Source organism: Frigoribacterium sp. 2355 (assembly GCF_054060695.1).
In genome coordinates this window covers 61,928-75,065 of record NZ_JBSSDL010000010.1, presented here as the reverse complement: position 1 = coordinate 75,065, position 13,138 = coordinate 61,928, and the positions used below count along the sequence as shown (strand labels likewise).

At 71.1% G+C, this 13,138-nt stretch carries 13 protein-coding genes; 6 read left to right on the top strand and 7 right to left on the bottom strand.

What is annotated here, in order from left to right:
• Window positions 1–54: 54 nt before the first annotated feature.
• Complete coding sequence (locus ACVJ1F_RS12160) at window positions 55–2,265, bottom strand: NADP-dependent isocitrate dehydrogenase (RefSeq protein WP_456886483.1); 2,211 nt, start codon at window positions 2,263–2,265, stop codon at window positions 55–57.
• Between the two features lie 121 nt (window positions 2,266–2,386).
• Window positions 2,387–3,028, bottom strand: a complete 642-nt coding sequence (locus ACVJ1F_RS12155) for a GNAT family N-acetyltransferase (protein ID WP_236557041.1) — start codon at window positions 3,026–3,028, stop codon at window positions 2,387–2,389.
• A gap of 92 nt (window positions 3,029–3,120) precedes the next feature.
• Between ACVJ1F_RS12155 and ACVJ1F_RS12150 the strand changes: the two genes are divergently transcribed.
• From ACVJ1F_RS12150 to ACVJ1F_RS12140, 3 genes are all read left to right on the top strand, one after another.
• A complete protein-coding gene (locus tag ACVJ1F_RS12150; RefSeq protein WP_456886481.1) occupies window positions 3,121–3,783 on the top strand; it encodes a TetR/AcrR family transcriptional regulator in 663 nt (220 codons plus the stop codon).
• A 56-nt stretch (window positions 3,784–3,839) separates the two neighbouring features.
• Window positions 3,840–4,382: a GNAT family N-acetyltransferase gene (locus ACVJ1F_RS12145; protein WP_456886479.1), complete on the top strand. Its 543-nt coding sequence runs from the start codon at window positions 3,840–3,842 to the stop codon at window positions 4,380–4,382.
• Between the two features lie 226 nt (window positions 4,383–4,608).
• On the top strand, window positions 4,609–5,964 hold the full coding sequence (locus ACVJ1F_RS12140; protein WP_456886477.1) for an APC family permease: 1,356 nt from the start codon (window positions 4,609–4,611) through the stop codon (window positions 5,962–5,964).
• 97 nt (window positions 5,965–6,061) lie between these two features.
• On the opposite strand, the gene ACVJ1F_RS12135 is transcribed toward ACVJ1F_RS12140, so the two are convergent.
• From ACVJ1F_RS12135 to ACVJ1F_RS12125, 3 genes are all read right to left on the bottom strand, one after another.
• On the bottom strand, window positions 6,062–7,390 hold the full coding sequence (locus tag ACVJ1F_RS12135; protein ID WP_456886475.1) for an ABC transporter substrate-binding protein: 1,329 nt from the start codon (window positions 7,388–7,390) through the stop codon (window positions 6,062–6,064).
• 146 nt (window positions 7,391–7,536) lie between these two features.
• Window positions 7,537–8,370 (bottom strand): carbohydrate ABC transporter permease, encoded by an 834-nt coding sequence (locus ACVJ1F_RS12130; protein WP_056044474.1) that lies wholly within the window; start codon window positions 8,368–8,370, stop codon window positions 7,537–7,539.
• 89 nt (window positions 8,371–8,459) lie between these two features.
• Complete coding sequence (locus ACVJ1F_RS12125; RefSeq protein ID WP_456886473.1) at window positions 8,460–9,392, bottom strand: carbohydrate ABC transporter permease; 933 nt, start codon at window positions 9,390–9,392, stop codon at window positions 8,460–8,462.
• 294 nt (window positions 9,393–9,686) lie between these two features.
• Here ACVJ1F_RS12125 and ACVJ1F_RS12120 point away from each other — a divergent pair, with 294 nt between their 5' ends.
• Window positions 9,687–10,709 carry a LacI family DNA-binding transcriptional regulator gene (locus tag ACVJ1F_RS12120; protein ID WP_043593549.1) on the top strand — a complete coding sequence of 341 codons (1,023 nt, stop codon included), beginning with the start codon at window positions 9,687–9,689 and terminating at the stop codon, window positions 10,707–10,709.
• A gap of 55 nt (window positions 10,710–10,764) precedes the next feature.
• On the opposite strand, the gene ACVJ1F_RS12115 is transcribed toward ACVJ1F_RS12120, so the two are convergent.
• The gene (locus ACVJ1F_RS12115; protein WP_456886470.1) at window positions 10,765–11,205 is read right to left on the bottom strand and encodes a MarR family winged helix-turn-helix transcriptional regulator; all 441 of its coding nucleotides are present in this window, start codon (window positions 11,203–11,205) and stop codon (window positions 10,765–10,767) included.
• 72 nt (window positions 11,206–11,277) lie between these two features.
• Here ACVJ1F_RS12115 and ACVJ1F_RS12110 point away from each other — a divergent pair, with 72 nt between their 5' ends.
• Window positions 11,278–11,640 carry a VOC family protein gene (locus ACVJ1F_RS12110; RefSeq protein WP_056043063.1) on the top strand — a complete coding sequence of 121 codons (363 nt, stop codon included), beginning with the start codon at window positions 11,278–11,280 and terminating at the stop codon, window positions 11,638–11,640.
• Here the strand turns inward: ACVJ1F_RS12110 and ACVJ1F_RS12105 are convergent.
• Window positions 11,618–12,535 carry a phosphatase PAP2 family protein gene (locus ACVJ1F_RS12105; RefSeq protein ID WP_456886468.1) on the bottom strand — a complete coding sequence of 306 codons (918 nt, stop codon included), beginning with the start codon at window positions 12,533–12,535 and terminating at the stop codon, window positions 11,618–11,620. The genes ACVJ1F_RS12110 and ACVJ1F_RS12105 overlap by 23 nt on opposite strands.
• A gap of 155 nt (window positions 12,536–12,690) precedes the next feature.
• On the opposite strand from ACVJ1F_RS12105, the gene ACVJ1F_RS12100 reads away from it, so the two are divergent.
• A complete protein-coding gene (locus tag ACVJ1F_RS12100) occupies window positions 12,691–12,867 on the top strand; it encodes a hypothetical protein (RefSeq protein ID WP_158612924.1) in 177 nt (58 codons plus the stop codon).
• Window positions 12,868–13,138 lie beyond the last annotated feature (271 nt).

Genomic DNA, 13,138 nt, shown 5'->3' with positions numbered 1-13,138 from the left:
CGACCGGCACCGCGCCTCCTGTTCTCGAGCGACCTGCGCCCGGCGACCGACGACCTACAGCGTCGCGAGCGCCTCGTTCAGCGTGCGCGACGGGCGCATCACGGCTTCGGTCTTGGCTGCGTCGGGGTGGTAGTAGCCCCCGATGTCGACGGCCGTGCCCTGGGGCTCGATCAGTTCGGCGACGATCGCCTCTTCGGCCCCGCCGAGGGTGGCGGCCAGCCCGGCGAAGGCAGCGGCCAGTTCGGCGTCGTCGGTCTGGGCGGCGAGCTCGTCGGCCCAGTACTTGGCCAGGTAGAAGTGGCTGCCGCGGTTGTCGATCGAGCCGAGCTTGCGACCGGGCGACTTGTTCTCGTCGAGGAAGGTGCCGGTGGCGCGGTCGAGCGTGTCGGCGAGGATCTGCGCCCGCGCGTTGTCGGTCGACGTCGCGAGGTGCTCGAAGCTGACCGCGAGGGCGAGGAACTCGCCCAGGCTGTCCCAGCGCAGGTAGTCCTGTTCGACGAGCTGCGAGACGTGCTTCGGGGCCGAACCGCCGGCACCCGTCTCGAACAGGCCGCCGCCGTTGATCAACGGCACGACCGAGAGCATCTTGGCCGAGGTGCCGAGCTCCATGATCGGGAACAGGTCGGTCAGGTAGTCGCGCAACACGTTCCCGGTGACCGAGATGGTGTCGTCGCCACGGCGGATGCGCTCGAGCGAGAACGCCATCGCGTCGACGGGCGAGAGGATCTCGATCTGCAGGCCCTCGGTGTCGTGTTCGGCGAGGTACGTGCGGACGAGCCCGATCAGGGTCGCGTCGTGGGCACGGGTCTCGTCGAGCCAGAAGACCGCCGGGGTCTGACTGGCGCGGGCCCGCGTGACGGCGAGCTTGACCCAGTCGCGGATCGGGACGTCCTTCGTCTGGCAGGCGCGCCAGATGTCGCCCGTGGCGACCTCGTGCTCGATGAGCGTCTCGCCCGCCTGGTTCACGACGCGGACGGTGCCGTCGCCGGGCACCTCGAAGGTCTTGTCGTGCGAGCCGTACTCTTCGGCGGCCTGCGCCATCAGGCCGACGTTCGGCACCGAGCCCATGGTCGCGGGGTCGAAGGCGCCGTTCGCACGGCAGTCGTCGAGCACGGCCTGGTAGATGCCGGCGTAGCTCGAGTCGGGGATGACGGCGAGGGTGTCGTGCTCGTCGCCGTCGGGGCCCCACATGTGGCCCGACGTGCGGATCATCGCGGGCATCGACGCGTCGACGATGACGTCGCTCGGCACGTGGAGGTTGGTGACGCCCTTGTCGGAGTCGACCATGGCGAGGTCGGGCCCGTCGGCGATCCCCTGGTCGAAGGCGGCCTTGATCTCGTCGCCGTTCGGCAGTGCCGCGAGGCCCTGCAGGATGCCGTTGAGACCGTTGGCGGGGTCGAGCCCGGCAGCCTGCAGATCGGCACCGTACTGCTCGAAGGCGCGGGGGAAGAAGGCGCGGATCACGTGACCGAAGAGGATCGGGTCGCTGATCTTCATCATCGTGGCCTTGAGGTGGACCGAGAACAGGACGCCCTCGGCCTCGGCCCGGGCGATCTGTGCGGCGAGGAACTCGTGCAGCGCGGCGACGTGCAGCACGGTGCCGTCGACGACCTCGCCGGCCAGCACGGGGATCGACTCGCGCAGCACGCGGGTCTCGCCGTCGGTGCCGACGAACTCGATGCGCAGGGTGTCGTCGGCCGGGATGACGACCGTCTTCTCGTTCGAACGGAAGTCGTCGACGCCCATGGTCGCGACGTTCGTCTTCGAGTCGGCCGTCCAGGCGCCCATGCGGTGCGGGTGCTTGCGGGCGTAGTTCTTGACCGAGAGCGGAGCACGACGGTCGCTGTTGCCCTCGCGCAGCACGGGGTTGACCGCGCTGCCCTTGACCTTATCGTACCGGGCCTTGAGGTCGCGCTCGGCGTCGGTCGAGGGCGAGTCGGGGTAGTCGGGCAGGTCGTAGCCCTGCGACCGGAGTTCGGCCACGGCGGCCTTGAGCTGCGGCATCGAAGCCGAGATGTTCGGCAGCTTGATGATGTTGGCCTCGGGCGTCTTCGCCAGGGCCCCCAGCTCGGCGAGGGCGTCGCCCTGGCGCTGCTCGTCGGTGAGGCGCTCGGGGAACTGGCTGATGATGCGGGCCGCCAGCGAGATGTCGCGGGTCTCGACGTCGACCCCCGCGGTCTTGGCGTAGGCCTGGATGATGGGCAGGAACGAGTAGGTCGCCAGCATGGGCGCCTCGTCGGTCAGCGTGTAGATGATCTTCGCCATGCGGCAGGTGCTCCCTCGTTGTCGGGCATGCGTGTGCTCGGTGGTGCTGCCTCTACGCTACCGCGCAGAAGTCTCTCGACATGAAGATACATGCCCGGTCTGGACGGCCCGCCCACGCGGCTCAGGTCGTCCGTGTCGCCGGGCGCCACATCGCCGCGGGCGTCGCCCCCGGGAGCCCGCGGATCGGCCCCAGCTCGACGAAGCCCAGGCGCCGGTAGAGCGCCCGGTTCCGCTCGGTCGACGACTCGAGGTAGGCGGCGGCGCCCGTCTCGTCGATCGCCGCGAGGCGGTGCTCGATCAACGAGGTGCCCACGCCGAGCCCCCGTGCCGCGTCGCCGACCGCGATCTCGCCGAGGTACCAGTGCGGCAGCCGCGGGCGGGGTGCCGCCAGGGTCGCCTGGTGGCGGGCCGCCGGCACGAGCCCGCCGAGCCCGAGGGCCCGCAGGTACCCCGGCAGCTGCCCGAGCTCCGCGAGCGACACCGGCAGGCGCAGCGGCGAGGACGGTCGGGTGCGCGGCGCCTCCCAGACGGCCGCCCCCACGACGTCCCGGCCGGCATCCGCCACGGCCACGTCGACCGTGCGACGGCCCGCCGGGATCGACCGCATCATCGCCGCGAAGAGGTCGACCAGACGGGCATGCCGCCGCCGCCCGCGCGGGACGAACCCGAGCATGACGGGATCGTCGCGGAACCCCTCGGCGAGCACGGCGGCGGCCGCGTCCAGCTGGTCCGGGCGGGCGGCGGTGATGGTCACGTCGGGCACGGTGTCTCCTCGAATCATTCGTCATACCTGACGGATTCGTCAGTCGTGACAGAATGTAGCCAGACATCCCGCCCGACACGTGAGAGGCCGCTGTGAAACCGGACGACGAGGAGGCGCGGGTCGCCCCCTCGAGGACGTCCCGCCGCACGCGCGACACGCGTCGCAAGTTGATCGAGGCCGGCGTCGTCCTCTTGCGGAGGGCCGACTACGCCGCCGTCCCCGTCGCCGAGATCACACAGCTGGCCGATGTCGGCCTCGGCACGTTCTACAACCACTTCGCCGGCAAGGACGCGTTGTTCGACGAGGCCGTGCAGAGCGTGCTCGACGCGCAGACCGAGCGCATGGCGACGCTCGGGCGCGCGGACGACTCCCCCGTGACGACCGCGGCGATCGCGATGCACGTGGTCCTCGGGCTGGCCGACAGCGACCCGGCCGTGGCCGTGGTCGTCGCGCGCAACGGCCTGCGCCTGCTCGACGCCGAGGCCGCGCTGGTGCCGCAGGCGCGGGCTCTCGTGCAGGCCGGGCAGGCGGCGGGCTCCTTCGCCGAGCTGGACGTCGACCTGGCGCTGTCCCTGGTCGGCGGCAGCCTCCTCGGCGGGCTGCACACCTGGTGGTCGACCCCCGAACTCGTCACCCCCGCGTGGACGGTCGAGCTGGTCGCCCGCGTGCTCGTGGCCCTCGGGTGCGACCTCGGGGACGCTCGCCGCGCCTCCTCGTCCGGTCTCGACCGGGTGACCGGGCGCGACGCGGACTGACGCACCGGGCCACACCGGGCCGAGCCGCACCTCGCCTGATCGGCGAAGATGGTCCGGTGACCACTCCGGCGCCCGCGACGAGCATCGAACCCCGCCCCTACGACCACCCCGACGTGCAGCAGCTCGTCGAGGGACTGCAAGAGCTGTACGTCGAGATCTACGGCGGGCGCGACGACAGCCCGATCGACCGCTCCGAGTTCGAGCTGCCGAGGGGCACCTTCGCCGTGGCCTACGAGGCCGGCGAGCCCGTGGCCCTCGGAGCCTGGCGCCTGCTGCCCGACGGACGGGCCGAGCTGAAGCGGATGTACGTACGGCCCGACCGACGCGGGCACGGCCTGTCCCGGCTCGTGCTGCACTGGCTCGAACGGTCGGCCGCACACGCCGGCGTCACCGAGATGGTGATCGAGACCAACGTGGCCCACGACACCGCGATCCGCCTCTACGAGTCGGCCGGCTACCGGCCGATCGCGCCCTACGGCCACTACGCGGACGACGAGGGCACGGTGTCGCTCGGGCGCACCCTGGACGGCACCCCGACGCACGGGGCCGGGCTCGCCCAGGCGGCCGGGCCGTCGGACCGCGCCCGCCCCACCGACTGAGCGGGCCGCAACACCCGACCGGGTCGGCTCGACGCAGCGACCAGGTCGCCGCGACACCGACCGGGTCACCCCGACACGGCGACCCGGCCGACCACGTCGGCCAGCTCATGGCCCACGAGGTGACCGTTCGTCAACCCCCGGCCGGCACTCGGCCCCCGACGGCTCGGTCGTGGTTCGTTCGTCGGCGAGGCCTGCGCACCCCGCCCGGCCCGGACGAGGAGGACCCATGGCCGAGCCGGCGACCCGCGACGTCCCGCAGCCCCCGACCGGAGGCCCGGCCGTCGGGCAGTCCAAGCTCAAGCAGGCGATCACGGGCCCGCTGCTCTACCTCTTCATCCTCGGCGACGTGCTCGGGGCCGGGATCTACGCCCTGATGGGAACCCTGTCGGCCGAGGTCGGTGGGGCGCTCTGGGCCCCGCTCGTGCTCGCCCTGCTCCTGGCGCTGCTGACCGCGGGCTCGTACGCCGAGCTCGTCACCAAGTACCCCAAGGCAGGAGGGGCGGCGATCTTCGCCGAGAGGGCGTTCCGTCGGCCACTGGTCTCGTTCCTGGTCGGCTTCAGCATGCTGGCGGCCGGCGTGACGAGTGCGGCGGGCCTCTCGCTGGCCTTCGCCGGCGACTACCTCGGCACCTTCGTCGACCTGCCCCCGGTGCCGACCGCCATCGCCTTCCTGGCACTCGTCGCCCTGCTCAACGCCCGGGGCATCAGCGAGTCCTTGCGGGGCAACGTGGTCATGACCGTCGTCGAGGTGAGCGGTCTCGTCATCGTGATCGTGGTCGTTGCCGTGATGCTCGGCGGCGGGGGCGGAGACGTCTCGCGCGTCGGGGAGTTCCCCGTCGACGCGGACCCCGCCCTGGCCACGCTCGGTGCGGCGATCATCGCGTACTACTCGTTCGTCGGCTTCGAGACGAGTGCGAACATCGCCGAGGAGGTGCGCGAACCGAGCCGGGTCTACCCCCGCGCCCTGTTCGGCGCGTTGGCGACGGCGGGCGTGGTCTACGTGCTCGTCGGGCTCGCGAGCGCCGTGGCGTTGCCGCCGACCGAGCTCGCGGACTCGACCGGTCCCCTGCTGGCGGTCGTCGCCGCGACCGGCGTCGGCGTGCCCACCTGGGTGTTCAGCCTCATCGCCCTCGTGGCCGTCGCCAACGGCGCCCTGCTGACGATGATCATGGCGAGCCGCGTGACCTTCGGCATGGCCGAGCAGGGGCTGTTGCCCCGCTCGCTCGGTGCGGTCCTGCCCCGACGGAAGACGCCCTGGGCCGCGATCGCGGTCACCACGGCCGTCGCCATGGCGTTGACCACCGTCGGCGACATCAGCGTCCTCGCCGAGACGGTCGTCCTGTTGCTGCTGTTCGTGTTCATCAGCACGAACGTGGCCGTGCTGGTGCTGCGTCGCGACCGGGTCGACCACGCGCACTTCCGCGTCTGGACGGCCGTGCCGGTGGCCGGCGTCGCGTCCTGCCTGCTGCTGATGTCGCAGCAGAGCGGGCAGGTCTGGCTGTTCGGGGCGATCCTGCTCGCGGCGGGCACCGTGCTGTACCTCGTCGCGCGGGCGCGGAACCGGGCCACCGCGGGGCACTGAGGCGCCACGGCCGGACACCGGCCGGCGCGATACCGGCCGGAGACGCAGAGGAGGCGCGGTGCCGGGATCACCGACACCGCGCCTCCTCGGATCATCGCTACTCGACGGTGATCGACTGGGCCTTCATCGCGGCCACGGTCTTCTCCTGGCCCGACGTCAAGGCGTCGAGGAGGGTGCCGTCACCCGAGGCGGCCGCCCCGAAGCCGTCCGAGATGTCGCTGTAGGTCTGCGTCATCGTCGGTCCCCACGTGAAGGGCTGGATGTTCTCGGCGGCCTTCGCGAAGTCCTCGTAGATGGCCTGGTCGCCGTAGAACTCGACGCCCGAGGTCAGGGCCGGCAGGTCGGCACCGGTCGTGGAGGCCGGGTAGAGGTTGGCCTCCTTGTTCAGCGCCTCGAGCGACTCGGTCGAGGTGTTCAGCCACACCAGGAACTTCGACGCCTCTGCGGGGTGCTCGCTGCCCTTGAAGACGACGTTCGACGATCCGCCCCAGGCGGCCGACGCGGACTCGCCGTCCTTCCACTGCGGCATGGGCGCGACGGCCCACTTGCCCGACGTGTCGGGGGCGCCGCTCGAGATGGTGTTGGCACCCCAGACGGCCGAGACCCAGGTCCAGTCCTGGTCGGTGTTGTACGCGTTGTTCCACTCGTCGGTGAAGCTCGGCAGGGTCGTGACGAGGTCCTTCGAGATGAGGTCCTGCCAGTAGTCGGCGACCTTGGTCGAGGCCTCGTCGCCCATGTCGACCTTCCAGGTGCCGTCCGCGGTGTCGAACCACTGGCCACCGGCCTGCGACACCAGACCGGCGAACTGGTTCACGTCGCCCTTGGCGAAGTTGGTGATGCTGCCGCCCATCTCCTTGATCTTCACGGCGTCCTCGGCGTACTGCTCCCACGTGGTGGGGACGTCGAGGCCGGCCTGCTCGAAGAGGTCCTTGCGGTAGTACAACGCCATGGGACCGGAGTCCTGCGGGATCGCGTAGACGGAGTCGTCCTCGCCGAAGGTGACCTGGTTCCAGAGGCCGTCGGAGTAGTCGGCCTTCGCGGCGGAGACGCCCTCGCACGAGGCGATGTTCGCCAGTCCGTCCTGCACGCGGAAGGCGGGCAGGGTGTCGTACTCGACCTGGCCGATGTCGGGAGCGTTGCCGGCCTGCAGCTGGTTGAAGAAGTTCTGGTAGGTGCCGCTGTTGCCGTTCGGCACGATCGAGACCTTGACCTGGATGTCGGGGTTCTCCTCGTTCCAGAGGGCGACGACCTTGTCCATGTTCGGCACCCAGGTCGTGAAGTTCAGGGTGACGTTGCCGGAGGACGCCTCGCACGAGGCGGAGTCGCCGGAGGCGCCGTCCGAGCCGCTGCCGGAGCTGCAACCGGCGAGGGCCATGGTCGAGACCACGGCGGCCGCCGCGATCGTGAGTACTCGGGATGTCTTCATCTGGTGTCCAATCGGGGTGCGGAGCCGGAGGGGCCGGCCACGGGAGGGAACGACGTCGTTGCCTTGCGGAGAGGAGGTCGAGGAGGTGCGGGTCGGTGGATCAGGACGGGAGCGGCTGGTCGGGACGGCCGGGGCCGCGGGATCGGCTACTTGAGGCCGCCGGACCCCAGGCCGCTGCGCCAGAAGCGCTGCAGGCTGAGGAAGGCGACGAGCAGGGGGATGATCGAGACCAGCGCGCCGACGAGCACCAGGGTGCGCAGTTCGGGGTACTGGCTCACGTTGGAGTTCCAGGTGTAGAGGCCGAGGGTCACCGGGAAGAGTTCCTGGGACCGCAGCATCACCAGCGGCAGGAAGAAGTTGTTCCAGATCGCGACGAACTGGAACAGGAACACCGTCACGAGGGCGGGCGACATCAGCCGGATCGCCACGGTGAAGAACGTGCGCAGTTCGCTCGAACCGTCGATGCGGGCGGCCTCGACGATCTCGTCGGGGACGCTCGACGCGGCGTAGATGCGGCTGAGGTACACGCCGAACGGGCTCACGATGCTGGGCAGGAAGACCGCCCAGAAGGTGTCGGTCAGTTCGACCTTGCTGAAGATCAGGAACAGCGGCAGCGCCAGGGCCGTCGCCGGCACGAGCACGCCACCCAGGAAGATGTTGAACAGCGCCTCACGACCCCAGAAGCGGTACTTGGCCAGGGCGTAGCCGCACATCGCCGACAGGATCGTGCCGAGCGCGCCGGCGACCGTCGCGTAGACGATGCTGTTGAGCATCCACCGCGGGAAGATGCCGTCGTTGTACGTGAACAGCCGGCCGACGTTGCCGACGAAGTCCTGCGCCGACGTCGGCGAGAACCACAGGGCGGCACTCGAGTTGAAGTTGTCGAGCGTCTTGGTCGACGACACCAGCAGCCAGAAGATCGGCACGAGGAAGTACAGCGTGAAGGCACCCATGATGACCATGGCGGCCGTTCGCGACATCACGCTCTCGCGGGGCCCCCCGCCGCGTCGGCGAGCAGGGGTCGTCGCGTCGTCGAACGACTGGGCGGGACGGATGGGGGCGTCGACGGTCACTGGTCGGCCTTCCGCTGGGTCAATCGGAGGAACCCGATCGAGAGGATGAACGTGGCGACCGCGAGGACGACGCTGAACGCCGCCGCGAGGTTGAAGTTGGGCACCGAGGACGTCGAGTAGACGAGCATGTTCGGCGTGAAGGTCGACGAGATGGTCGACGTGAACTGGCGGAAGACCAGCGGTTCGGTCAGCAGCTGCAGGGTGCCGATGACCGAGAAGACGGCGGTCAGCACGATCGCCGGGACGACCAGCGGGATCTTGATCGCCACGGCGATGCGCCACTGCGAGGCCCCGTCGAGGCGGGCCGCCTCGTAGATCTCGGTGGGGATCGCGAGGAGCGACGAGTAGATGATCAGCATGTTGTAGCCGACGAACACCCAGGTGACGACGTTGGCCACGGCCCAGAGCACCGTGCCGCCGTCGAGGAGGCCGGCCCGCGACGTGACGGCCGAGAACGGCGAGAGGCTCGGCGAGTAGAGGTAGCCCCACATGATCGCCGCGATGACGCCGGGCACGGCGTAGGGCGCGAAGAACGCGAGGCGGAAGAACCGTTTGCCGCGCAGCAGGGGCGAGTCGAGCAGCAGCGCGAAGAGCAGGGCGAGCAGCAGCATCACCGGGACCTGGACGACGCCGAAGAGCAGCACCCGCCCGATGGACGACCAGAACTCGGTGTTCTGGAAGACCAACGCGTACTGCGAGAGGCCGCCGAAGACCTGGGTCGGGGCGCCGAACGTGCCCTCGCGTTCGACCTTCTGCAGCGACTGGAAGACGGCGTAGAGGATGGGCGTCAGGTAGAACGCCGCGAAGAGCGCCGCGAAGGGGACGATGAAGATCGCGATCGCCTTGCGGTACCGGAACGGCTTCCGCGGTCTCGTCGGACGCGGGGACGGCGGGGCGACGACGGCGGGCTCGGCAGCAGTCTGGGTCACACGGGGCCTCGGCTTCTTCGGCGGGTGTCCTTCACGAACGGCCGGAGGCCCTTCGACAGCGAAGGTTCACAGGGTTTCTGTGATCGTTCCCAGACGATGACCCGGAGGATCGGGTGGCACTTTCTGGGAACGTTCACAGAGCTAAGCCCACGGCCGCCGGTTTGTCAAAGCGGAGGGGCCGACCGTGATCGTACGGTTACCCGACCGGCCGCCCGTCCTTCGCCCTCCGTTCGCCCTCCCTTCGCCCTCGCGGGAACGATCCCGAGGGTCCCGGGCTCCGCTAGGGTGACCGACATGCCCGGTCCGAGATCTCCGCGTCGGCGTGCCACGATCCACGACGTGGCCGCCGAGGCCGGCATCTCCCGGGGCACCGTGTCGCGCGTGCTGAACAACGAACCGTACGTCTCGCACCAGGCGCGCGAGGCCGTCGAGGCCGCCGTGGCCAAGGTGGGCTACGTCCGCAACGCGGCCGCGCGCAACCTCGTCACCCAGCGGTCCCGCGCGATCGCGCTGATCGTCCACGAGCCCCATTCGGTCGTGCTCGACGACCCGAACATCGGCAACATCCTGATCGGCACCAACGCCGTGCTGTCGCAGGCCGACCACCAACTCGTCACGCTGATGATCGACTCCCAGCGCGACAGCGACCGCGTGGTCGAGTACCTGCGCGGCGGCTTCGTCGACGGGGCGATCATCCTGTCCGCCCGGACGGGCGACCCCATCTCGCAGGCCGTCGCCGAGCTCGGGCTGGCGGCCTCGTTCGTCGGCCACCCGAGCGACGCTCCCGACATCCCGTTCATCGGCATCGACAACCAGGCCGCCGCCGAGGCGATCGTGCGCCGTCTCGTGTCGACGGGGCGCACCCGGGTCGGCATGCTCGCCTCGGGACTCGACCGCGACTCGGGCGAAGACCGCCTCGCCGGGTTCCGCGCCGCGCTCGGCGACCTGTACGACCCGGACCTCGTGGTGCGCAACCCGTTCTACAGCTACTCGGCCGGCGTCGACGGCATGACCGAGCTGCTCGAGCGGGACCCCCGGGTCGACGGGGTCTTCGCGGCGTCGGACGCCGTCGCCGCCGGGGCTCTCGACGTCCTCCACCGGCGCGGGATCTCGGTGCCCGGCGACCTCGGCATCGTCGGCTTCGACGACAGCTCGTGGGCGCTGCGCTGCACCCCGCCCCTCTCGACCGTGCGCCAGCCCGCCGAAGAGCTGGGCCGACGGGCCGCCCGCCAGGTCCTCGACCAGCTCGGCGGCACCGACGAGACGCACACCGCGCTCCTGCTGCCGACCGAGATCATGTGGCGCGAGAGCGCCTGACCCGTCCCCGGCACCACACGGGGAGGCGCGACGAGACGAACCCTGACCGCGTCGGTCAGCGCAACGCGGCCGCGAACCCCCGCAGGGCCGTGACCACCTGACGCCGCGCCTCCTGGTCGAGCCCCCGCGTCATCGCGTCCTCGACGCCCCGCACGGCGGCACTCGCCGTCGCCAGTTGGCGGCGGCCCGCCGCCGTCAACTCGGTCGGCAGCGCCCGCCCCGACGGCGCCCGGTCGGCCCGCCGCACGAGCCCGTCGCGCTCGAGCGACTGCAGCAGCACGTTCATGGACTGTCGCGTGACGAAGGCGCCGCGGGCGAGCTCGGAGTTCGAGAGCCCGGGGCGCTGGGCCAGGAGTTCGAGGCACGAGTAGTGCGTGATCGTCATGCCCAACGGGCGCAGCTCGGCCTCCATGGCGGCGCGGAGGGCGCTCGACGCCTCCTTCAGCAAGTAGCCCACGGAGGTCTCGAGGTCGATGGTCGACGCGCCTTGACTCATGTCAGTAGTCTGACATAGGTTCTGCTGTGTCAGTCAACTGACATCAACCGCGACGACACGAGAGCAGGCACCATGACCGCCACCGGCCCCGACTTCATCTCCCTCCAGGTCCGCGACGTCGAGCGCTCGGCCGCGTTCTACGAACGGCACCTCGGGCTCACCCGGCAGGACGGCCCGCCCCACGCCGTCGTCTTCGCCACGACCCCGATCGCGTTCGCCGTGCGGGGCCCGCTGCCCGGCGTCGACCTCGACGCGGCCCCGCTCGGTCGCGGCGTCGGCCTCTGGCTGCTCGCCCCCGACGCGCAGGCGATCCACGACGCCCTGGTCGCCGCCGACGTCGAGATCGCCACCCCGCCGGTCGACGGCCCCTTCGGCCGTACCTTCACCTTCGTCGACCCCGACGGCTACCAGGTCACCCTGCACGACCGCGCGTGACGCCCGTCGCCGCCGTCCGACTACGAGGCCCCGGACGAGGAGGCGCGGCGCCCGCCCGCCGCGGTGGTCGCGTCGGTCGGGCTCCGCGTCGCTCGTGGACGTCGTCGTCGTCCTGGGTGCTGAGGTAGAGCCGGTGGCTCGTGACGATCAGCGAGAGCCAGCCGATGCCGCTGACCCAGCCGACGGCGACGTCGGTGAACCAGTGGGCCCCGAGCAGCACGCGGGACAACCCCACGACGCCGGCCGTCCCGGCCGCCGCCCCGACGAGGGCGACCTGCGGTGCCTGCTTCTCCTGCCGGAGAGCCAGGAGGTAGGCGAGCACGCCGAGGACCGTGGTGGTGTTCAGGGTGTGGCCGGACGGGAACGACGGGGACTTCTCGTAGGGCGGGATGGCCTCGTGACGGTCGGGCCGGTTGCGCTTGATGAGCCTCTTGCCCACGACCGTCATGGCGAGCGATCCCGCACCGGCCGCCACGACGAGGGCGACGGGGCTGGGGTGGCGGTCCCGGAAGCCGAAGGCCGCCGCGGCTCCGACGGTGACGGCGGGCAGGACGACGGGCCCGAAGACGTGGGCGAGGGCGGCGGCCGCGCCGTTCGTCGCCGGGCTCCGGAGCTTCTTCGCGCGCTCGAGCGCCGGCCGGTCGAGGCTCTCGATGCCGTCCCGACCCGTGACACCGTCGTAGATGTAGGCCGCCCCGGCGGTCGCCGCGAGGGCGATGCCTCCGCCGACGGCGAGCGTCGCGACCAGGGCGCGGCGGGCGCCGACCTTCTGCGCGACGACCTTGTGTCGCGACGCGAGACGCCGGCCCGGCCTCGAGCGCCACTCGGTGAGGTCGCGACGGCCGATCTGCCGGTCGTAGCGGGTCGTGCGGGCGGTCTCAGCGGCGGTCGGCATGAGCCCACTCTGGCCCCTCGGCGATCGGGGCCTCCAGGTAGCGTGGTTCCCGGCCGTCTGAGCGCGACAGGTACCCACGGTGGCGTGTGCGCCGGCGACTCCCCCACGCAGGCTCGGCGACGTCAGCACCGTCCCCACCAACCGGAAGGTCCCTCATGGTGTTCTCGATCACCCTCCTCGTCCTCGGGCTCGTCGGCATCGTCGGCGGCGTCCTGATCGTCCGGCAGCGGGACGGCGGTAGCGCCCTGCCGGGCGTGGCGATCACGGCGTTGGGAGCGGTGGCGGCCGCACTCGGCATCGCGCTCCTGGCCCTGCCCGAACTGCCCGCGTAGCCGATCGGCGCTCGCGAGGCGTTCCCCTGGACGGGCGCGCGGAGCGCGGAGCCGCAGGGGTTCGAGTCCCTCCAGGGGCATCGTCGCGAAGCGACGTCAGGTGCCCCTGGAGGGGACGGCGCGCCAGCGCCGTCGGGCCGCGCGGGTTCGAGGCCCGCAAGGGGCTCGACGAGCGCAAGCGAGGAGTGCCCCTGGACGGGCGCGCAGAGCGCGGAGCCGCAGGGGTTCGAGTCCCTGTAGGGGCATCGTCGCGAAGCGACGTCAGGTGCCC